At 50.2% G+C, this 22,470-nt stretch carries 20 protein-coding genes; 8 read left to right on the top strand and 12 right to left on the bottom strand.

Annotation, left to right across the window (positions count from 1 at the left end; translation table 11 throughout):
• Positions 1-216 precede the first annotated feature (216 nt).
• Together KBW69_RS18215 and KBW69_RS18210 are read left to right on the top strand one after the other, a co-directional pair.
• Positions 217-2,022: a long-chain fatty acid--CoA ligase gene (locus tag KBW69_RS18215; RefSeq protein ID WP_257281765.1), complete on the top strand. Its 1,806-nt coding sequence runs from the start codon at positions 217-219 to the stop codon at positions 2,020-2,022.
• Between the two features lie 154 nt (positions 2,023-2,176).
• Positions 2,177-2,683, top strand: coding sequence for a phosphoribosyltransferase (locus tag KBW69_RS18210; protein WP_257281764.1), 507 nt, complete (start codon positions 2,177-2,179; stop codon positions 2,681-2,683).
• A 67-nt stretch (positions 2,684-2,750) separates the two neighbouring features.
• Here the strand turns inward: KBW69_RS18210 and aroC are convergent, their stop codons facing one another.
• Positions 2,751-3,839 carry a chorismate synthase gene (aroC, locus tag KBW69_RS18205; RefSeq protein ID WP_257254489.1) on the bottom strand — a complete coding sequence of 363 codons (1,089 nt, stop codon included), beginning with the start codon at positions 3,837-3,839 and terminating at the stop codon, positions 2,751-2,753.
• Between the two features lie 108 nt (positions 3,840-3,947).
• Complete coding sequence (gene prmB / locus KBW69_RS18200) at positions 3,948-4,934, bottom strand: 50S ribosomal protein L3 N(5)-glutamine methyltransferase (RefSeq protein WP_368736495.1); 987 nt, start codon at positions 4,932-4,934, stop codon at positions 3,948-3,950.
• A gap of 207 nt (positions 4,935-5,141) precedes the next feature.
• On the opposite strand from prmB, the gene KBW69_RS18195 reads away from it, so the two are divergent.
• Complete coding sequence (locus KBW69_RS18195) at positions 5,142-5,699, top strand: Smr/MutS family protein (protein WP_257254490.1); 558 nt, start codon at positions 5,142-5,144, stop codon at positions 5,697-5,699.
• 63 nt (positions 5,700-5,762) lie between these two features.
• Here KBW69_RS18195 and KBW69_RS18190 read toward each other — a convergent pair whose 3' ends face one another.
• The 10 genes from KBW69_RS18190 to sdhC form a co-directional block, all read right to left on the bottom strand.
• Entirely contained in the window at positions 5,763-5,906 is a 144-nt protein-coding gene (locus KBW69_RS18190) for a hypothetical protein (RefSeq protein ID WP_257254491.1), read from the bottom strand.
• Between the two features lie 310 nt (positions 5,907-6,216).
• Complete coding sequence (gene sucD, locus KBW69_RS18185) at positions 6,217-7,089, bottom strand: succinate--CoA ligase subunit alpha (protein ID WP_257254493.1); 873 nt, start codon at positions 7,087-7,089, stop codon at positions 6,217-6,219.
• A gap of 2 nt (positions 7,090-7,091) precedes the next feature.
• The gene (sucC, locus tag KBW69_RS18180) at positions 7,092-8,258 is read right to left on the bottom strand and encodes an ADP-forming succinate--CoA ligase subunit beta (protein ID WP_257254494.1); all 1,167 of its coding nucleotides are present in this window, start codon (positions 8,256-8,258) and stop codon (positions 7,092-7,094) included.
• Between the two features lie 154 nt (positions 8,259-8,412).
• The gene (gene lpdA / locus KBW69_RS18175) at positions 8,413-9,852 is read right to left on the bottom strand and encodes a dihydrolipoyl dehydrogenase (RefSeq protein WP_257281763.1); all 1,440 of its coding nucleotides are present in this window, start codon (positions 9,850-9,852) and stop codon (positions 8,413-8,415) included.
• A 62-nt stretch (positions 9,853-9,914) separates the two neighbouring features.
• Positions 9,915-11,126, bottom strand: coding sequence for a 2-oxoglutarate dehydrogenase complex dihydrolipoyllysine-residue succinyltransferase (gene odhB / locus KBW69_RS18170; protein WP_257253930.1), 1,212 nt, complete (start codon positions 11,124-11,126; stop codon positions 9,915-9,917).
• 57 nt (positions 11,127-11,183) lie between these two features.
• A complete protein-coding gene (locus KBW69_RS18165; protein WP_257281773.1) occupies positions 11,184-14,015 on the bottom strand; it encodes a 2-oxoglutarate dehydrogenase E1 component in 2,832 nt (943 codons plus the stop codon).
• Positions 14,016-14,545: 530 nt separating this feature from the next.
• The gene (locus KBW69_RS18160) at positions 14,546-15,268 is read right to left on the bottom strand and encodes a succinate dehydrogenase iron-sulfur subunit (RefSeq protein ID WP_257254646.1); all 723 of its coding nucleotides are present in this window, start codon (positions 15,266-15,268) and stop codon (positions 14,546-14,548) included.
• Positions 15,269-15,283: 15 nt separating this feature from the next.
• The gene (gene sdhA / locus KBW69_RS18155) at positions 15,284-17,056 is read right to left on the bottom strand and encodes a succinate dehydrogenase flavoprotein subunit (RefSeq protein ID WP_257254647.1); all 1,773 of its coding nucleotides are present in this window, start codon (positions 17,054-17,056) and stop codon (positions 15,284-15,286) included.
• Positions 17,057-17,059: 3 nt separating this feature from the next.
• Positions 17,060-17,428 carry a succinate dehydrogenase, hydrophobic membrane anchor protein gene (gene sdhD, locus KBW69_RS18150; protein ID WP_257254648.1) on the bottom strand — a complete coding sequence of 123 codons (369 nt, stop codon included), beginning with the start codon at positions 17,426-17,428 and terminating at the stop codon, positions 17,060-17,062.
• Entirely contained in the window at positions 17,422-17,796 is a 375-nt protein-coding gene (gene sdhC, locus KBW69_RS18145; RefSeq protein WP_257254649.1) for a succinate dehydrogenase, cytochrome b556 subunit, read from the bottom strand. Before sdhC ends, sdhD begins: the two co-directional genes overlap by 7 nt.
• Positions 17,797-18,238: 442 nt before the next feature.
• Between sdhC and gltA the strand changes: the two genes are divergently transcribed.
• From gltA to KBW69_RS18120, 5 genes are all read left to right on the top strand, one after another.
• A complete protein-coding gene (gltA, locus tag KBW69_RS18140) occupies positions 18,239-19,522 on the top strand; it encodes a citrate synthase (protein WP_257254661.1) in 1,284 nt (427 codons plus the stop codon).
• Positions 19,523-19,825: 303 nt separating this feature from the next.
• Complete coding sequence (locus KBW69_RS18135) at positions 19,826-20,539, top strand: TerC family protein (protein ID WP_257254650.1); 714 nt, start codon at positions 19,826-19,828, stop codon at positions 20,537-20,539.
• A gap of 53 nt (positions 20,540-20,592) precedes the next feature.
• Positions 20,593-21,216 (top strand): HAD family hydrolase, encoded by a 624-nt coding sequence (locus KBW69_RS18130; RefSeq protein WP_257254651.1) that lies wholly within the window; start codon positions 20,593-20,595, stop codon positions 21,214-21,216.
• Between the two features lie 17 nt (positions 21,217-21,233).
• Positions 21,234-21,401 carry a hypothetical protein gene (locus KBW69_RS18125; protein WP_257254652.1) on the top strand — a complete coding sequence of 56 codons (168 nt, stop codon included), beginning with the start codon at positions 21,234-21,236 and terminating at the stop codon, positions 21,399-21,401.
• Positions 21,402-21,415: 14 nt separating this feature from the next.
• Positions 21,416-22,429, top strand: coding sequence for a PTS fructose transporter subunit EIIC (locus tag KBW69_RS18120; protein ID WP_257254653.1), 1,014 nt, complete (start codon positions 21,416-21,418; stop codon positions 22,427-22,429).
• Positions 22,430-22,470 lie beyond the last annotated feature (41 nt).

Genomic DNA, 22,470 nt, shown 5'->3' with positions numbered 1-22,470 from the left:
GAGATCAGCACTTAACTGCACTGTCAGCGTTTCGAAAAACTGATGCAAATCAAATAGTATTTATTGATACTCCTGTAGTATTCTTCGCCGCAAACGAAACCATTGAAGACTGGCTTCCATCTGTTTAATGCTTGATATTATCAGCCATAAGCAGAAGGTGTCGTTTTTTTGAATTGCGAAAAACAGTCACTTCCATAATATTTATATTGCTTGCCAATGAATGACCATCCTCCGTCGCACCTTATCAGCCTGATTCGTCAGCGCTCACGTAACCATTCCAGTCAAACGGCTATTCGTTTCTCTGAAAACCATCAATGGCAATCCATGAATTGGCAACAGCTGGGAGAAAAGATCGACTGTGTTTCCCGCTGTTTGCTTAAAGATAACCTGCCCATTCAAAGTAATATCGGAATCTGGTCGCAGAACCTTCCTGAATGGACTATTGCTGATCTGGGCATTCTGCAAACACGCTGCGTCACCGTGCCCATATACCCAACCAATACCGCTGAGCAGGCTCGTTACATTATTGAAGATGCCGGGATTTCCGTGTTGTTCGTCGGCGAACAGGAGCAGTTCGATGGCGCACTGAAACTATTGGACACGTGCGAATGCCTGAAAAAAGTCATTGTATTTGACTCCCGGACTGATCTGAAAAACTGCAGTCAGGCTCTGTATTTCAGTGACTTTATGGCCAGTGCTCCTGCCGAATCCAACATACTGACGGAACGTCTGGAAAATCAGTCTCTGGACGACCTCTACACTTTGATCTACACCTCAGGTACAACCGGTCAACCAAAAGGCGTTATGCTGGATTACAACAGCATCGGCGCATCTTTTGAGTCACACGATCTTCTGATTCATATTGATCACACCGATGTATCCATTGCATTTTTGCCTCTGAGCCATATTTTTGAAAGGGCCTGGAGTTATTATGTACTGACCCGGGGAGCTGTTAACTGTTACCTCAAAGATCCGACCAGAATTGCAGAGGTACTGCCAGCGCTAAAGCCAACAGTCGTCTGTGCCGTACCACGCTTCTATGAAAAGATTTATACCGGAGTGAACACTATGATCCAAAAGAGTTCTCCGGTTAAACGCTTTATTTTCAAAACGGCCATGAAGGTCGGTCGCACCACTATGGAGTTGAAGCGCCAGGGCAAAACAGTACCTGCCTATCTGGAAAGCCTGAACCAGCTCGCCGATAAAAGGGTGTTCAGCAAAATCAAGGAGAAGCTGGGTGGGCGCATTCGTTTCATGCCCTGTGGCGGTGCCCGACTGGATGACGACATCAACCGTTTCTTCCACGCCCTGGGCATCAATGTCAAAGTAGGTTATGGCATGACTGAAACCACGGCGACGGTAACCTGCTTCCGCGATACCGGTTACCGGTTTGGCAGCTGCGGCACACCACTTCCCGGCACTGAAGTTAAAATCGGACAGGAAGGCGAAATTCTGGTGAAAGGACCGACATTGATGCGCGGCTACTACAAAAAACCGGATGAAACAGCCAAAACCTTTGACGCTGACGGCTGGTTAAAAACCGGCGATGCAGGTCTGATCGATGAAACAGGTCAGCTGCGTATTACCGAACGCATCAAGGAGCTAATGAAAACGTCCAACGGCAAGTATATTGCCCCCCAATACATAGAAGGCACACTGGGCAAGGATCGTTTTATTGAACAGGTCGCCATCATTGCTGATGCCAAAAACTATGTTTCTGCTTTGATTGTTCCTGCCTTTGAAGCACTGGAAGAATACGCAAAAAGCATTAACCTGAATTATGAAAACAAAATGGACCTGATCCACAATGCCGATATCCAGGCCATGTTTCAGGGTCGGCTGGATCACATTCAGGAAGAGCTGGCTCGATTCGAGCAAGTTAAGAAGTTCACCCTGCTACCCCGTGAATTCTCCATCGAAATGGGAGAGATCACGCCAACGCTGAAATTACGCAGAAAGATCATTATGGAACGTTTCCGCAAAGAAATTGAAGCCATGTACACACCGGCCACGTCATCCTGATCTCCCGGAGAGGCCATTCTCAAACAGGATGGCCTCTCACTGCTACAGTGGAAAGCCCTACTTGGCTTATCGGCAGTAAATCGCCTATCCTTCCCGGCTCCAGTTTTATTGGTCTGTCAACAGACCCTTCCTTCATCTAAAGGTTTAAGTGCTCATGGAGCAATATAATTTCACCTATAACGATATCCATAACACCATTTGCGCCTCAGCGAAAAAGATCAAAGCCTCTGGATTTGAGCCTGATTACCTTTTGGCCATTGGTGGCGGTGGTCTGATTCCGGCACGCATCATGCGCACTTACATCAACAAACCGATTCTGATTGTATCCCTCTCCCGCTATAGCGACGAGACAGGTACTGCACCTTCAGAGACACCGGTCAAACTTCAGTGGCTGGAAACAGGCACCCACCTCGACGGGAAAAAAGTTCTGGTCATTGACGAAGTCGATGATGAAAGAACCACACTTCAGTTCACGCTAAACCACCTTTATGAAACACACCCTGAAACTGAGTTTGCCGCATTCGTCGTTCATAACAAACTGAAAGAAAAGAAAGGCACCCTGCCAGAGAAGTTGAGCCACTTCTTCACCGGAGAGGACATTCACGATTACTGGATTAACTACGCCTGGGATGCCGAAGACATCAACCAGTTTGGGAAATAGTAAGCCACTGACAGGTGTTAACCGTGTATAAGGAAGCCCCCGAGCCCGGGTACCAGATTATTCAGGTCTAACCTTGAATAACCGGAGCTGGACTGACAACATCAGCATTCTGAGCTCGATGACGCATCAGGTGATCCATCAGGGTGATCGCCATCATGGCTTCAGCAATGGGTACGGCACGAATACCGACACAAGGATCGTGACGCCCCTTTGTGACCACATCAACCGGTTCACCTTGCATATTGATGCTCTTGCCAGGTGCAGTCATGCTGGAAGTGGGTTTCAGGGCAATATGAGCAACAATATCCTGACCCGAGCTGATACCTCCCAGAACACCACCAGCAGAATTGGACAGAAAACCTTCAGGCGTCAGTTCATCGCGATGTTCTGTACCTTTCTGTGCCACAGACTCAAAGCCATCGCCTATCTCAATACCTTTAACGGCGTTAATGCTCATTAGAGAATGAGCCAAATCGGCATCCAGTCGGTCAAAGACAGGCTCACCCAGTCCCGGCATCACGCCGGTAGCCATCACGGTCACTTTGGCACCGGTGGAATTACCCTCACGACGCAAGTCGTCGATCAATTGCTCCATGGCGGGCACTTTATCCGCATCCGGGCAGAAGAAAGGATTATTACGAACTTCATCCCAGTCAATCTTGTCAATACTGATCGTGCCCAACCGGGACAGATAACCTTTAATTTCGACGCCCTGACTCTGCAGATATTTACGGGCAATCGCACCGGCTGCGACACGCATGGCGGTTTCTCGAGCAGAAGAACGCCCTCCACCCCGGTAGTCACGAAAACCGTATTTATGGGTATAGGTATAGTCAGCATGGCCTGGACGGAAAAGATCCATGATATTGGAATAATCCTTGGAGCGCTGATCCACATTTTCGATGAGCAAACCAATGGGTGTGCCGGTAGTTTTGCCTTGAAAAACACCAGACAGGATCTTAACCTGATCCGGCTCACGACGCTGTGTCGTATATTTGGAGGTACCGGGCTTACGCAGATCAAGATCTTTCTGCAGATCCGCTTCACTCAGAGCTATGCCCGGAGGACAGCCGTCCACTATACAGCCCAGGGCAATACCGTGGGACTCACCAAAGGTTGTAACCTTGAACAGTTGGCCAATGCTATTGCCTGCCATTTTGACTTCCCCCTCCTCTGACGGTTGTCTGTCGTTGCTGCCGTCAGGGGTTTAATGCTTTACTTTGAAACCTTTTTCCAGAATAAGGTTTCAGTCACTCATGGCTGTTTAAGCCTGCTTTCTTCGCTCACGGCTGCTAAACAGAGGCTGATACTTACGACAGTTCCCGGCATCCAGTATCAGGATGCCATGCCCGCCTGTTTCAAACTCTGGCCAGATGAAGGGCACAGCAGGGTACTCATCTCTCAAAGCCCAATGACTGTTACCCACTTCCAGAACCAACAGCCCTTTCTCATCCAGAAAGTCAGCGGCACGAGCCAAAATTACGCGGGCCATATCCAGACCATCTTCTCCCGCCGCCAGACCAAGCTCCGGTTCGTGGCCGAACTCATCCGGAAAATCTGCCATATCTTCAGCATCCACATAGGGCGGGTTGCTGACAATCAACTGATACTTCGGCTTTTCCGGAGCATGGTCTATCGCTTCAAAAAGATCAGAACGAATGGCCTGAACCCTGCCCCAGAGCTCATGACTATCGATATTGATGCCAGCCACTTCCAGGGCATCTTCCGAAATATCCAGCAAATCGACCGTGGCTTCTGGAAACTCATGAGCCGCTGCAATACCAATACAACCGGAACCCGTACACAGATCCAGCACCTTTTCGACCCGGATATCCCCCAGCCAGGGTTGCAATTGCTGCTGAATCAGTTCGGCTATCGGTGAACGAGGCACCAATACCCGTTCATCAACGTAATAGGGTCGACCGCAGAACCAGGCCCGGTTGACCAGGTAAGCCAAGGGCTTGCGTTCTGAAACTCTGCGCTCGATCAGTTCTGCCACTCTCTTCTGCTCAGTCAGGGAAAGTCGGCAATCCATGTAAGGTTCCGGTAATTCCCAAGGTAACTGCAATACCTGAAAAACCAGATGGAAAGCTTCATCCAGAGCGTTATCACTGCCATGCCCGAAAAACAGCTCGGCCTCATTAAATCGTGATGCAGCCCAGCGAATGAAGTCCCGAATACTGACCAGGCCACCATAAGCCTCGTTGGCACAGTATGGCTCGCCAGTATGCATCTCACTGATTTCAGTCACACTCTCTCCTCAGGAAGCACAATCAGGATCTCCCCTGCAAAACCGTCATAAGGTAGCATATTCGGGCACAGGCAAAGAACCACTTTTTCGCCGCAAACGGGTATGATCAGCCTGCCATAGTATTGTCAGGCTGTAATACAGGATAGAATACCCTGTATTTCAAACTCCCCGGAGCTGAAAAACCTGTTTAAAGATGAGCTCAGAGCAATGACCGAAGACGATAATGAAGATCAGGAAGGCCTGTTTAAAGAGGCCATGGTGGACGTGCGGCCATTAAAGAAAGCCAACCGCTCCGTAGAGCTCAGGAAACCGACCACCGTCCCGGACTGCACACTCAGGGCCCGTCGACGGGCAGCCCAGATGGAAAACAAACCTGAAGGTGCCGCCCTGTCGGAAGCCTGGATCGAACCCATTGAACCAGAGCAAAAACTGGATTTCAGCAGATCAGGCATTCAACATACCCGCATGCGTCAATTACGTCAGGGATCACTACCCATCCAGTATCAACTGGATCTTCACGGCTACAAGATTGAGGAGGCCAGGGAACTGGTATCAGATTTCCTGCTGTTCTGTCGTAATGAAGGCATGCAGTGCGTTCGAATTATCCACGGCAAATCACACCGTAGTGCAAATCGTCAAAACACACTGAAAAGCCATGTCAATCACTGGCTACGGCAGCTTCCGGAAGTTCTGGCATTCTGCTCAGCACCGCCTTCAGAAGGCGGGACAGGATCGCTTCTTGTGCTACTAAAGAGGAGAGTTTGATGAGCCTTACTGAGATTCGGCGCCGATCCTTCATAGCCTGCAACCGGGAGCGACGATGATCCATCAGACCAGTTGCCATGCACGTACAACGTCGTGTTCAGCGTCGAGCTGCCTCAGTGGTTGACTTCCAAATTCAACAGGCTGATCGACCCACTTTGCACTGAGTGTCTGCATCTCAACAGACTTTACTGCTGCTCCTGTCGTCATCGGCTCTCAATCCATTTAACCTGTTCCGTCCTTCAGCTTGAGGTAACAAAGCTACTACGACTTCTTCTGAATTCTGCCGCCCCATCGCAATGCCTCACGACACTGGTAGCCTGTGGCAGGATGGCAGACCTCCCGAGGTAACCCTTGCCAGACTGACAATGAACTTTCACCACCCAGTCATCGAGCCGCCACAGTGCGTAACGGAACAGCGCCATTTGGCGCTACGCGCGATACTCAGCGCACAAAACAAAACGGCCCACCTCCTGAGAGATGAGCCGTTTAATCATTTAAAGCTGACCGGGTCAGACTCTTACCAGCCTGTTTTCTCTTTCAGTGCCTGACCAATTTCTGCAAGTGAGCGAACGGTTTTAACACCGGCTTCTTCCAGAGCAGCAAACTTCTCATCAGCAGTACCCTTGCCACCAGAGATAATCGCACCTGCGTGCCCCATACGCTTTCCCGGGGGTGCAGTAACACCGGCAATGTAGGAAACAACGGGCTTGGTTACGTTCTCTTTGATGTAAGCAGCCGCTTCTTCCTCAGCAGTACCACCTATTTCACCGATCATAACGATCGCTTCTGTCTGCGGATCTTCCTCAAACAGCTTCAGAATGTCGATAAAATTGGACCCGGGAATCGGATCACCACCAATACCAACACAGGTAGACTGCCCGAAACCAAAGTCAGTGGTTTGCTTAACTGCTTCATAAGTCAGGGTACCGGAACGGGAAACAATACCGACTTTACCAGGCTGGTGAATGTGACCTGGCATGATACCGATCTTACACTCACCCGGTGTGATGACACCCGGGCAGTTAGGACCAATCAGGGTAACACCCAGCTCGTCACAACGAACCTTGCATTCCAGCATGTCCAGAGTAGGAATACCTTCAGTGATACAAACAATCAGCTTGATGCCGGCGTTGGCAGCCTCAAGTATGGAATCCTTACAGAAAGCAGCAGGTACGTAGATGACGGAAGCTTCAGCGCCAGTTTTAGCCACTGCCTCAGCGACAGTGTTAAATACAGGCAGACCCAAATGCTCCTGACCACCTTTACCCGGAGTGACACCACCGACCATCCGAGTACCATAAGCAATAGCCTGTTCAGAGTGAAAAGTCCCCTGAGAACCAGTAAAGCCCTGGCAGATTACTTTAGTCTCTTTGTTAATCAGGACGCTCATTCTTATTTACCCTCCGCTGCTTTTACTACCTGGCCTGCAGCGTCGGAGAGACTGCTTGCAGCGATGATGTCCAGTCCACTTTCAGCCAGCTTCTGAGCACCCAGTTCAGCGTTGTTGCCCTCCAGACGAACAACCACAGGCACTTCAACACCGACCTCTTTCACCGCACCGATGATGCCATCAGCAATCAGGTCACAACGAACGATACCGCCAAAGATGTTAACCAGTACCGCTTTAACACTGTCGTCAGACAGGATGATCTTGAATGCTTCACTGACACGTTCTTTAGTGGCACCGCCACCCACGTCCAGGAAGTTAGCAGGAGCGCCACCGGATAGCTTAACGATGTCCATGGTACCCATAGCCAGACCAGCGCCGTTTACCATACAACCGATGTTGCCATCCAGAGCTACATAGTTCAGTTCCCACTGAGCAGCGTGAGCTTCACGAGCGTCTTCCTGAGAAGGATCATGCATGGTCTTCAGGCGGGGCTGACGGTACAGGGCGTTGCTATCGATGTTCAGCTTGGCATCCAGGCAGTGTAGATCGCCAGCTTCAGTGATAACCAGTGGATTAATTTCCAACAGAGCCAGATCCAGATCCTGGAACAGTTTGGCCAGACCCAGGAAGATCTTGGTGAACTGCTTAACCTGGGTAGCGTTTAAACCCAGGTTGAAAGCCAGTTCACGCCCCTGATAGGGCTGAGCGCCTACCAAAGGATCGACTGTAGCCTTCAGAATCTTCTCTGGTGTTTCTTCTGCCACCTTTTCGATTTCTACGCCACCTTCAGTGGAAGCCATGAAAACGATGCGACGGGTAGAACGGTCCACAACAGCCCCCAGGTAAAGCTCCTGAGCGATGTCGGTGCAGTTTTCTACCAGAATCTTGCTAACCGGTTGACCATTTTCATCTGTCTGGTAAGTGACCAGGTTCTTGCCTAGCCACTTTTCAGCAAATTCACGGATTTCTTCCTTGGAGCTGACCAGCTTTACACCGCCAGCCTTACCGCGACCACCTGCATGAACCTGTGCTTTAACAACCCACTGATTTCCGCCAATTTGGTCTGCGGCCGCAGCTGCTTCTTCCGGTGTATCACAGGCAATACCTTTGGATACCGGCAGGCCATATTCAGCAAACAGCTGCTTGCCCTGATATTCATGGAGATTCATACTGAAGCTACCATTGTTGTTTTAATCAAGTTCCTACCCACATCCGTGGATAAAAGGTTTTTTTATTTCGACCCCTCAGGTGTCGAAATTAACTTCCTGGTCTGGCGCCTGTCCGACTGACTCATCAAAATCGGACCAGCCCTCAGACTTTCAGTTAGCGACGCTTGCGATTAGGAATATGAATCGCATGACCGTCTACAGCCAGAACCGCCTCGTGCAGAGCTTCACTCAGTGTTGGATGAGAGAAGATGGTCAGAGCCAGATCTTCAGTACTGGCAGCAAATTCCATGGCAATAACACCCTGCTGAACCAGTTCAGCAGCGCTCGGGCCTACTGCATGTACACCCAGAATACGATCGCTTGCCTTGTCTGCAATCACTTTAACCATGCCTTCAGTCTCGTTAGCCGCCAGAGCACGACCACTGGCGACGAACGGGAAGGTACCTGATTTGTAATCAACACCTTCGGCTTTCAGTTCCTGCTCGGTCTTGCCTACCCATGCAATCTCAGGGTGGGTATAGATCACAGAAGGAACCAGATCATAGTTCATATGGCCTTTCTGGCCAGCAATGATTTCGGCAACCATGATGCCTTCCTCACTGCCCTTGTGCGCCAGCATTGGGCCACGAACGACGTCACCAACCGCATATACACCCGGTACGTCAGTTGCACAATGATCATCTACAAAGATAAAGCCGCGCTCATCCATGTTCACACCACAATCTGCAGCGAGCAGGCTTTCGGTATATGGACGACGACCTACAGCAACAATCAATTTATCGAATACAACAACTTGTTCATTGCCGTTTGAATCCGCATAGGTAACGTGTACTTCCTTACCCTTGATCTCAGAACCCGTGACGCGGGCACCCAGACGGATGTCCAGCCCCTGCTTCTTGAAGATCTTCATGGATTCTTTAGAGATCTGCTCGTCGGCAGCCGCCAGAAAACGATCCATGGCTTCCAGAACTACCACTTCAGAGCCCAGACGCCCCCATACGCTACCCAGTTCCAGACCAATAACACCGGCACCGATGACACCCAGACGCTTGGGGGTTTCCTGAAACTCCAGGGCACCGGTGGAATCAACAATCAGATCACCATCAGTCGGAGTTGGAGGAATTTCTACCGGACGGGAGCCAGTTGCAATAACAACATTGCCCGCTTCATAAACTTCAACAGAACCATCAGCCTTGGTCAGCTCAACTTGCTTGTTCGCCAGTACCTTACCAGCTCCTTCCAGCAGAGTTACGCCATTTGCCTTGAACAGACCACCAACCCCGGTAGTCAGAGTCTTAACAATCTTGTCCTTGCGAGCGATCATTTGCGGCACGTCCATTTCAACACCGGAGTGATTGATACCGTGCAGCTTAAAGTCTTTCTGTGCTTCAACAAACTTGTGAGAGCTATCCAGCAGCGCCTTTGAGGGAATACAACCTACGTTCAGACAGGTTCCACCCAAGGCTGTCTTGCCTTTGTCATCAGTCCACTTTTCGATACACGCAGTCTTGAGACCCAGCTGCGCAGCACGAATTGCACAAACGTAACCTGCAGGACCTGCGCCGATGACAACGACGTCAAACTGATTTGCCATATCTTCTATTCCAAGAAAATGAGAATGGCGGCCTTTTGAGCCGCCGCAAAACCCATGAACACTTACAATTCCAACAGGATTCTGGCTGGATCTTCCAACAGTTCCTTAATGGTAACGAGGAAAGTGACTGCTTCCTTGCCATCCAGCAACCTGTGATCATAGGACAGAGCCAGATTCATCATGGGCAGAATCTCCACCTGACCGTTGACGGCCATGGGGCGCTCCTGAATTTTATGCATACCCAGAATTGCGGACTGAGGTGGATTCAGAATCGGTGTAGACAAGAGCGAACCAAACACACCGCCGTTGGAAATAGTAAAGGTTCCTCCGGTCATGTCCTCAATATCCAGCTTGCCACCCTGAGCTTTTTTACCGTATTCACGGATTTTCGCCTCAATGTCAGCCAGACTCATGTTTTCAGCATTACGCAGAATAGGTACAACCAGACCACGATCGCTGGAGACTGCCACGCCAATATCCTGATAGCCGTGGTAAACGATGTCATTACCATCAATAGAGGCATTCACTGCAGGATATCGACGCAGGGCTTCAGCACAGGCTTTGACAAAGAAGGACATAAACCCTAAACGGATACCGTGACGCTTCTCGAACTGTTCCTTATAACGAGATCTCAGTTCCATTACCGGCTTCATGTTGACCTCGTTGAACGTGGTCAGCATGGCGGCTGTCTGCTGCGCTTCTATCAGACGCTGAGCAACTCTAGCACGCAGACGTGTCATTGGTACACGTTTTTCCGTGCGTTCGCCAGCAAAAACCGGAGTAGTAGCTTCTACCCTGGGCGCTGAAGAAACCTGAGCTGCAGGTGTTGGAGCTGGCCGCTGCTCTGCATGACGAACGACGTCTTCCTTGGTGACGCGACCACCTTTACCTGTACCGGAAATGGCCGCCGGGTCAATGCCTTTTTCATTAGCGATCTTACGGGCGGCCGGGCTCAGGATTGGCTCTTCTGCGCTTACATTTGTATCAGAAACTACCGGCGCTGATTCAGCCTCCGGAGCGGTAGCCGCAGCCGCCGCACCGGCTTCAAAAATGGCAATAACTTCTTCGCTCAAAACGGTATCATCTTCGTTTTTGAGAATCTCTTTCAGCATACCATCGGCTGGAGCGACGACTTCCAATACTACCTTATCGGTCTCAATATCAACCAACAGCTCATCACGAGAGCAAGCTTCTCCGATCTTCTTGTGCCATGTGGCAACCACACCGTCAGCGACAGATTCCGGAAATGTTGGTGCTTTTATTTCAGTGGCCATTATGGATCCTTTCGGGGTTGCGACCTATCGCCCCGGGAGCTACCGGGGCATCATCAATTATACGTTAAAAGCGTCTTCTACCAGCTTTTGCTGTTCTTCAACATGCTTGGACATATAACCACAAGCGGGTGCCGCTGATGCTTCACGACCTGAGTAAACCAGACGCAGATTATTAGTGTGATTATCCAGAGCACGTCGCATATGATGCTGACTGCAATACCAAGCGCCCTGGTTCATGGGCTCTTCCTGACACCAGACAACATCCTTGAGGTTTGGATAGCGGGAAATCACCTCATCCAAGTCATCCTGAGGGAAAGGATACAGCTGTTCGATACGAATAATCGCTGTATTCTTCAGTTCATTTGCACGTCTGTACTCAAGCAGATCGTAGAAAACCTTGCCGCTACACATGATCAGGCGGGTGATATCGCCGGTTTCATGCTCGTCAACCTCTGGAATGACGGTCTGAAAACTCCCTTCAGCCAGCTCTTCCAGAGTGGAAACCGCCAGCTTGTGCCTTAGCAGACTTTTCGGTGTAAAAGCGATTAATGGCTTGCGAAGCGGGCGCAGCACCTGACGACGCAACATGTGAAACACCTGAGCCGGAGTGGTAGGCACACAAACCTGAATATTGTGTTCAGCACACAGTTGCAGGTAACGCTCAAGACGGGCTGATGAATGCTCTGGACCCTGACCTTCATAACCGTGAGGCAACAGCATGGTCAGACCACAGAGACGGCCCCATTTGTGCTCGCCGCTGGTGATAAACTGGTCGATAACAACCTGACAGCCGTTAGCAAAGTCACCGAACTGGGCTTCCCAGATGACCAATGCGCCTGGTGTTGTGGTCGCATAACCATATTCAAAAGCCAGTACTGCTTCTTCAGACAGCAGGGAGTCCCAGATCTGGAAGGCAGGCTGATTTTCGGAAATATTGGCCAGGGGTACATAGGTAGAGCCGTCTTTCTGATTGTGCAATACAGCATGACGGTGGGAAAAAGTGCCTCGACCAACATCCTGACCGGTAATACGAACCGGATGACCTTCCATAATCAGGGTACCGTAAGCCAGTGTCTCTGCCGCACCCCAGTTAATGGATTGCGCACCTGCAGCCATTTTCAGACGGTCATCAATAATCTTGCTGACCTGTCGCTGAACGACAAAACCTTCAGGTACCTTGCACAGCTTCTGACCCAGCCCCTGCAGAGTAGCCAAAGCTACGCGAGTATCGTGACGCGCGGTCCACTCGTGACCCAGATAAGGTGCCCAATCAACAAAGAGCTCTTTATTGGGTTCTTTTACCAGTGATTTAACAACATGACCACCATTGTCCAAAGCATTACGGTAGCTGTCTACCAGCACCTTGTCCTGCTCTGCATCCATGACGCCAGCTTCCACCAGTCTCTGAGCATACAGATCTCGGGTTGTCTTGTGAGTCTTGATAATCTGATACATCAGTGGCTGAGTACCAGAAGGCTCATCCGCTTCGTTATGACCACGACGACGGTAGCAGACCATGTCAATAACAACATCGCGCTTGAATTCCATTCGGTAATCCAGCGCTAGTTTGGTTGCAAAGTGAACGGCTTCAGGATCGTCACCGTTCACGTGGAGAATAGGAGCCCCCACTATCTTGGCTACATCCGTACAGTACTCAGTAGAACGGGCATCTTCTTGTTTACTGGTAGTGAAACCCACCTGATTGTTGACGATAATATGCAGAGTACCACCGGTCTTGTAGGCTCGGGTCTGAGACATCTGCAGGGTTTCCATGACAACCCCCTGGCCGGCAAAAGCCGCATCACCATGAATGGCAATCGGGATAACCTGACCACGGGCTGAATCGTTACGACGATCCTGACGGGCACGAACAGAGCCTTCTACCACAGGGGAAACAATTTCCAGATGAGATGGATTGAATGCCAGTGCCAAATGAACTTCTCCACCCGGTGTCATGACGTTGGATGAGAAGCCTTGGTGGTACTTCACGTCACCGGAGCCGGTGTCGGCCATCTTCTTGCCTTCGAACTCGTCGAACAGTTCGGAGGGGTTCTTTCCGAGAATATTAACCAATACATTCAGGCGCCCACGATGAGCCATGCCGATGACGATTTCCTTGGCACCATAAGAACCAGAACGCTGGATAATTTCGTCCAGCATAGGAATCAGGGATTCCCCTCCTTCAAGACCAAACCGCTTGGTGCCCGGGTATTTGGTACCCAGGTATTTTTCCAGACCCTCTGCGGCTGTCAGACGCTCCAGCAGATGCTGTCGACCTTCAAAGCCCACTTCAGGTCGACCCCGTACACTTTCCATGCGGCTTTGAAACCAGCGACGCTCTTCAGTGTTGACGATATGCATGTATTCAACACCAATCGAACCGCAGTAGGTCGCCACGAGGGAATCGATAATCTCACGCAGTACCGCACGCTCTTTACCGATGAAAATGGTACTGGTCTGGAATTCAGTGTCCAGGTCTGCTTCACTAAGCCCGTGATACTCTAAACTCAGATCGGGAAACTGTTCGCGCTGCATGCAACCCAAAGGGTCGATTCGGGCCTGTTGGTGCCCCCGGATTCTAAAAGCACTGATCAGACGCAGTACCTGAATCTGCTTACGCTCATGGTCACTGGAAATGGTTCCGGCTTCGATTGGGCGGGTGCTCTGGCGCTGACGCGCCATCAAGACAAAATTCTCCTGAATGGTCGAGTGAGGCACGTCCGGACCACCACCGTTGACCTGAGGAAGTTTTTCAAAATAATCACGCCATTCCTCAGAGACCGAATTCGGGTCACGAAGGAATTGTTCGTATAGTTCTTCGACGTATGCAGCATTCCCCCCGGAAATATGTGAGGTATCCCACATTTGCTGCATCACACCTTCTTGCATCATCACTACCCCGTGAATGAAGGGCTGTCTAATCATGAGAGTCGCACTGTGGCCTGCTGTCCATTTTCCTGACAGGCAAAACGCTGAAAACCGGGACTTTCGCCTCCCCCGCTTATTCAAACCCCACAGATAGACCGGTGATCGACCGGCCGCCCCGCTATTAAAACCTGCCTGCCCTGCCCGTCATTAGGTTATGGGGTCAGTAGTCAGCCAGACTCTAGAGTAAACTACAGTTCCACCTAATTCGTGCGACAGTGCAACTATAGCAAGAAATTCCACTTCGGATCATTCGCTTCTCCAAAACTCTGGTATCAGCCTCCGAATCTTTAATTTGAGAATCAGTGTAGATGCTGCTGATAGAAAAAAACGTACGCACACACAGTACGCGCACATTTCATGCCAAGGGACCAGCCTCAACTTATATCTGAAAGCTCGCCCCCAACAGCCATTCCTTCCAGTGGGCCTCTTATGCAGCAATATAAGAGACCTCTGTTGCCTGTTTATTGGCATCAGTCTGCTAAGGTACCAGATCAGGTGGCACTATCAAATAGCATCTGTTTAATATGACCAATAGCTTTGGTTGGATTCAGACCTTTTGGACATACAGCAACACAGTTCATGATGCCTCGACAGCGGAACACGCTAAATGGATCATCCAGATCTGCAAGGCGCTCTTCAGTCGCAGTATCACGGCTGTCAGCCAGAAAGCGATACGCCTGCAGCAGACCGGACGGGCCGACAAACTTGTCAGGGTTCCACCAGAAAGATGGGCAGGCGGTAGAACAGCATGCACAGAGAATACACTCGTACAGGCCATCCAGTTTCTCACGGTCTTCAGGACTCTGCAGACGTTCGATAGCCGGTGCTGGCTCTTCATTGATCAGAAACGGTTTGATCTTTTCGTACTGTTTGTAGAAAAGACTCATATCCACGATCAGGTCACGGATGACTGGCAGACCCGGCAGCGGGCGTAGTATCAACTTTTTCTTGCTGCCCATGGCTTCCGACAGGGAGGTTACGCAAGCCAGACCATTGGTACCATTGATACTCATACCATCCGAGCCACAAACACCTTCGCGACAGGAACGGCGATACACCAGTGTTTCGTCCTTCTCCTTGATCAGGTTCAATACATCAAGCACCATCAGGTCTTTGCCCTCAGGAATATCTACCTCAATGTCTTTCATATAAGGTTTGGAGTCAGCCTCCGGGTTGTAGCGATAGACGCTAACACTTAACGAACTACCCAACATATTCCTGCCTCCTCCTCAATAGGTTCTGGCTTTCGGTGGGAAAGCGTCCATGGTCTTTGGTGCAAAGTTAACCTGACGTTTGCCGACCCGTTTTTCAGTCGGAAAGTATAGGGAATGCGCCAACCAGTTTTCATCATCACGCTCGGTAAAATCGTTACGAGCGTGTGCACCACGGGATTCCTTACGTTCTTCGGCGGAAACCGCAGTAGCATAAGCTACTTCATAGAGGTTCTCGAGCTCAAGTGCTTCAATACGCGCTGTATTGAACGCCTGGCTCTTGTCTTCCAGATGAGCATTCTCCAGACGCTCACCCAGCTCATTCAGCTTTTTCAGACCTTCCTGCATGCTATCGCCTTCACGGAATACACCAAAGTAAAGCTGCATGGTGTTTTGCAGATCCTTACGAACGTCAGCAACTTTTTCACCACTACTGGACTGATTCAGACGATCCAGGCGAGACATGGCGGCCTCAATATCACTACCAGAAGCATCAACACCATCAAAACCTTCTCTCAGGTTTTTCTCTATCTGGATACCTGCTGCACGACCGAACACCACCAGATCCAGCAAAGAGTTACCACCCAGACGATTAGCACCGTGAACGGATACACAGGCAGCCTCACCACAGGCGTAAAGGCCTTCAACCACCTGATCATTGCCTTCAGCATCAGGAAACAAAGCCTGGCCACCCACGTTAGTCGGGATACCGCCCATCATGTAGTGACAGGTTGGTACTACAGGAACAGGCACCTTAACCGGGTCTGCATGTGCAAATGTCTTGGATAGTTCACAAATACCAGGCAGACGCAGATTGAGAGTTTCTTCACCCAGATGATCCAGCTTCAGCAGAACGTGATCCTTATCAGGTCCACAGCCACGACCTTCCAAAATCTCCAGAATCATGGAACGGGCTACTACGTCACGACCAGCCAGATCTTTTGCGTTGGGCGCATAACGCTCCATGAAGCGCTCACCCTCACTGTTGATCAGGTAACCACCTTCACCACGGCAACCCTCAGTCACCAAAACCCCCGCACCATGAATACCGGTCGGGTGGAACTGCCACATTTCCATATCCTGCATTGGGAAACCGGCCCGCAGAGCCATACCAATTCCGTCACCGGTATTGATCAACGCATTGGTGGTGGAAGCATAGATACGCCCGGCACCACCGGTAGCCATAACAGTCGCTTTGGATTTGATATAAACGGACTCACCCGTTTCCATGCAAATCGCGATAACACCGGCCACCTGACCATTCTGATTCTTCACCAGATCAACAGCGTACCATTCATTCAGAAAAGTAGTACCGCCTTTCAGATTGGCCTGATAGAGGGTGTGCAGCAGAGCGTGACCTGTGCGGTCAGCTGCGGCACAAGTTCGGGCAGCCTGACCGCCCTTACCGAACTCTTTGGACTGACCACCGAATGGACGCTGATAGATACGACCCTCCTCTGTACGCGAGAAAGGCAGCCCCATGTGCTCCAGCTCAAAAACAGCCTGGGGACCTACCGAGCACATGTATTCGATAGCATCCTGATCACCGATATAATCAGAGCCTTTTACAGTATCGAACATGTGCCAACGCCAGTCATCCTGTGGATCTGCGCTGGCAATAGCACAAGTAATACCACCCTGTGCAGACACAGTGTGAGAGCGGGTTGGAAATACCTTGGTTACACAGGCCGTCTTGATACCCGCCTGAGTCAGTTGCAGTGCAGCGCGCATGCCAGCGCCACCACCGCCGATTACGATGGCGTCGTAAGTCAGTGTACGTAGAGCCGACATAGATTAATTCCCCCAGAGAATTTGAATGCCCCAGACGATGTAACTGAATACTGCAACAAAACAGATCAGCTGGAAGGGGAAACGAATCAGAACAGACTTACTTCCGAATGCACGGGCATTCAGATAGTCAGTGGCTATAGTCCACATCCCTACCCAGGCGTGGGCAGCAATGGACAGAATGGCAAGCAAGGTAAACACCTTAACCCAGGCCTGTTCGAACAGACCATTCCACTGCTGAAAATCCAGACCGGGATTTACAAGAACATAGCCGCCTATAAACAGCGTATAGGCAGCCAGAATAATGGCAGACAGTCTCTGCAGCATCCAGTCGTAAAGTCCACTTCGAGACAAGTTGGTAATATTGGTTACCATACCCACACCCCCGCGAGCACAATCAATACAGCCGACAGAATAATGGTGATGATCGCACCAGCCTTGCCTGACTCTTTACCTTCACCTACACCCACATCCATTAACAGATGCTTGACACCTGCAACAAAGTGGTAAATCAGACCGGAAAGCAGCACCCAGACAATAAATTTGACCGGGCCACCCGACATGAGTGTTTTCAGTTTCGCAAAGGACTGTTCCGAAGACAGCGACAGGTCCAGTGCATACAGCAGGAAACCAACTCCGACAAATAGCAATATGCCCGAAATCCTGTGCAGGATCGAGGTATAAGCTGGCAGAGGTAGTTTGATTGTGGTTATGTCTAGATTGACAGGTCTTTTGCTATTCACGTTTTTTGTCCCAACGCCCGAGGCGTGCACAGCTGAATCAGCAACATTATCCAGAGGTTATGACCTACTCGGGATCATGCCCTCTATCATCAGGTTTACCTGAACAGGCCACCCTGACTGCAGGCTAAGAAACCGCGTTAATTGTTGTTAACGTTCTCTTCTCACCCCCCCTCATGAAGCCCTCCACGACTTCGGCTGTGAAGTATAAACAGTTCGGTTTTCAATTACAATTGATTAACCCACTAAGCAAATTTACTATAGACCTCTGAGTTTATTGCGCAGACTTTTTCAACGACACACATGTTTGACAAACAGATTTCTGGCCCTATAGTGGTCGAACCGTGAAAGGGGCCCAACCATAAAAAAACTTATTCTGTGAGCACAATAATTTGGGTCCGAGACTAAGATAACGGCAGAATAAACGGCAAGACAGGAGCCTATGATGGCTGAAAAGAAAGCAACCCTCTCGATTGACGGCAAACAACTGGAACTTCCTGTACATACGGGCTCTCTCGGCCCAGATGTTGTTGATGTTCGCGGCCTGACTGCCAACGGTTTGTTTACATACGACCCCGGTTTCGTATCTACAGCTTCCTGCGAGTCAAAGATCACTTACATAGATGGTGAAAAGGGTGTGCTTCTGCACCGTGGTTACCCTATCGAGCAGCTTGCTGAGCACTCTGACTATCTGGAAACCTGCTACCTGCTGGTTTATGGTGAACTTCCCAACAGGAAGGAGAAAAAGCATTTTGAAGACACCATCATGCGTCATACCATGATTCATGAACAGATGGTAGACCTGTTCTCCGGCTTCCGTCGCGACGCTCACCCTATGGCCGTGATGTGCGGCGTAGTAGGCGCTCTCTCTGCCTTCTATCACGATTCACTGGATATCACTAACGAACGTCACCGTGAAATTTGCGCCTATCGCCTGATTTCCAAGATGCCAACCCTGGCAGCTATGACCTACAAATACTCCATCGGACAGCCGTTCGTCTACCCGCGCAACGATCTGGGCTACGGTGGCAATTTCCTGCATATGATGTTTGCTACGCCCTGTGAAGAGTACGAAGTTAATCCAGTTCTGGCTCGTGCCATGGATCGTATCTTCCTGCTGCATGCAGACCATGAACAGAATGCTTCAACATCGACTGTGCGCCTGGCAGGCTCCAGTGGTGCCAACCCATTCGCCTGTATTGCTGCTGGCATTGCAGCTCTGTGGGGGCCGGCTCACGGTGGTGCCAACGAAGCGGTACTGGTTATGCTGAATGAAATCGGTGATGAGAAACACATCGATGAGTTCATTGACCGCGCCAAGGACAAAAACGATCCCTTCCGTCTGATGGGCTTTGGTCACCGCGTCTACAAGAACTTTGACCCACGTGCCAAGGTTATGAAGCAGACCTGTGACGAAGTACTGAGCGAACTGGGCCTGGAAGACGATCCTCTGTTCAAGATCGCCAAGCGTCTGGAAAAGATCGCCCTGGAAGACGAATACTTCGTTGAGAAGAAGCTGTATCCGAACGTGGACTTCTACTCCGGTATCATTCTGAAAGCTCTGGGCATTCCAACAGAGATGTTCACTGTAATCTTTGCAACCGGTCGTACACCGGGCTGGATTGCTCACTGGCATGAAATGATCAGCGGTGAATACCGCATTGGTCGTCCGCGCCAACTTTACACCGGCGAAACTTCCAGAGATTTTATTCCGGTATCTGACCGCTAAGCAGCCTCCTGAAAGCCGGTGCTATTATCGGCTTTCAGACCTCCTCTGTTTCACCTGCCTCAGACTTTTTGTGTCATTTCAACGCCTTTGAAACATGACTGCCACTATTTCCCGGGGGACCAAAAACATCGTTCCGGACTGATTAATCGTAATGCTGGCTGAACCTGTCAAACGGACAAGGGCCAAAACATTCTTTAGATGCTTTCAGTCTCGTCTACTTTTAACCGATATTACCTATGAGTAGCTTAGGGAGTAGTGTCCCGGCATGAACGGCTAGTACGATAGAGCTAATACGATAAAACAATGACTGAACTTTTCCTGAACCCAGAGCCCTGGATTGCTCTGGCAACTCTTACCGTCCTGGAGATTATTCTGGGCATCGACAACATCATTTTTATTACAATCGTTGTCGACAAACTGCCTGCACATCAACGCAACAATGCCCGCAGACTGGGACTATTACTGGCAATGTTCACAAGGATCCTCCTGCTACTCTCCATTACCTGGATCATGACACTCACTGCCCCGCTATTCCATCTGTTCAACCATGCCCTATCCGGTCGGGACCTGATTCTTCTCGGTGGCGGGCTCTTTCTGCTCACCAAAGCCACTCATGAGATCCATGACGCTCTTGAACCCGGCGAAGATGAAGGACCTCACCTTAAACCAAGAGGGTATGCTATAACTCTTATCCAGATTGCCCTCATCGATATTGTTTTCTCCCTGGATTCAGTCATCACCGCAGTAGGGCTGGCAGAACACCTTTGGGTTATGATTACCGCCATTGTTATTTCGGTAGGCATTATGATGCTTGCAGCGGCGCCTGTTGGAGAATTTGTCAACAACCACCCTTCCTTCAAAGTGCTAGCGCTTTCCTTTCTGGTTCTGGTGGGTGTCTCTTTGATAGGAGAAGCTCTGGACTTTCATATCCCGAAAGGCTACATCTACTTTGCCATGGCGTTTTCACTGGCCGTCGAGATGCTCAATGGCCGTTTGCGATCGGAGCAAAACAAGTAACAGGAAAGTATTCTCCATTTATTGAGCAACACCCTCTGACTACTGGAGCTTTTATGTCCTGCCCGATTCTTTTTGATATGGATGGCGTGATTGCCGACTCCTGGCGACCCTTTTTCAATTACTGGTCAGAGATCCTGATCAAAATGGGCGCAGATAACCTCGCGACTGAAGCGCAAATTCTCGCCCTCTTTGAAGGCAATTTCTTCAAAAAGCTAGGCCAGCAAATCCCCGGTGACTGGATGCAGCCCGCTTTTTTGAATAGCGCGCGGCTCGCCCACTTAAAGTTTATGAAAGAGTGCCCTTCTGTTCCTGACGTCAGTGAAAGTCTTCAGCACCTTGCTCAACACTACCCCCTTTACCTGATCACCTCCAACTTTACCGAAGCGGCAGAACATTTCCTGACAAAACAGAATATCGGGTGTTTCAGGGAAGTTATGGGAATGGAGCAAGGCGTCATCAAGACGGACAAAATCCGGACAGTGATGAAACAGCACCCAGACCAGCCCTGTTATTTCGTCAGCGACACCTCAGGAGACCTTAATGAGGCCCGTGAAGCCGGAGCTATTCCCGTTGCAGTCAGCTGGGGCTGGCACGACCGCTCAACCCTTGAAGCAGCAAAACCCGCTTTCATACTTGACAATCCGTCTGAGCTGCTAGAATTCAGCTTTCACATTTAAACCTCGGACAGGTACCCATGAGACCCAATCCTTTCAGAAATGGTTTCTCTGGCCATTTCTGTCTGAATGATGATAAACACCGAAATTCAATGATCCGGAATCACACAAAGCCACCCGCTCCCGGGCCTGTTGACCAAACCCGAAGATCCTGGCAGTCAGGCACACCAGAAGGCATTATTGACTAAAATGGGTAAGATTGATGAATAGCGTAAAAGCAGAGCTCATTACGCTCAGGTCCCACCTGCTGACAGGTACTAGCCATATGATTCCCTTCGTGGTGGCTGGAGGCGTCCTTCTTTCATTGTCTGTCATGCTGCATGGTAGAGGAGAACCCCCGGAGTCCGGTTTACTCAAAGATGTGTGGGACATGGGGGTTGCTGGCTTTACCCTCTTTATCCCCGTACTCGGAGGCTATATAGCCTGGTCCATTGCCAGCCGTCCCGCTCTGGCACCCGGGATGATTGGAGCCTGGCTGGCAGGTCAGTTCGGTTGTGGCTTTCTGGGAGCAATGATTGTAGGACTCATTGCAGGCTATATTGTTAATGCCCTCAAGAAAATCCCCTTTCCACCGACCATGCGACCTATTGCTATCATCTTTATCTACCCTCTGGCAGGCACGTTTCTGACCTCAGCATTGGTAATTTGGGTAATTGGACAACCCATCGCCAATATGATGAATCACCTGAACGAGTGGCTCTATAGTCTTCAGGGATTATCCAAGGTTTCACTTGGCGCCATTCTTGGCGGCATGACCGCTTTTGACATGGGCGGTCCTATCAATAAAGTCGCCACCCTGTTCGCTCAAACTCAGATACAAGATCACCCCTATCTAATGGGTGGTGTCGGGGTGGCCATTTGCACCCCACCTTTGGGTATGTGGCTGGCCACCCTGCTCTCCCCCGGGAAATACTCTGCTGAAGAGCGAGAGGCTGGCAAGGCTGCTCTGGCTATGGGTATGATAGGCATATCAGAAGGAGCAATCCCCTTTGCTGTTGCTGACCCAATACGAGTCATACCCGCCATAGTTCTGGGAGGAATTACCGGCAATGTAATAGGATTCATGGCCGAAGTCATCAATCATGCTCCCTGGGGTGGCTGGATCGTTCTGCCGGTTGTCGATGGTCGCCCCTGGTATATTCTGGCCACCATCGCCGGTGCACTGGTAACAGCTCTGGCTGTCAACCTTTTGAAACCTGTAAAGCCCGAATCTTAAGAGCTTTCCAGACAATTATCCTTACCCTGCGTTAAAAATAT

The organism is Endozoicomonas sp. ISHI1 (assembly GCF_024606225.1).
Taxonomy (GTDB): Bacteria; Pseudomonadota; Gammaproteobacteria; order Pseudomonadales; family Endozoicomonadaceae; genus Endozoicomonas_A.
This window is presented reverse-complemented; position numbering and strand designations above follow the sequence as displayed.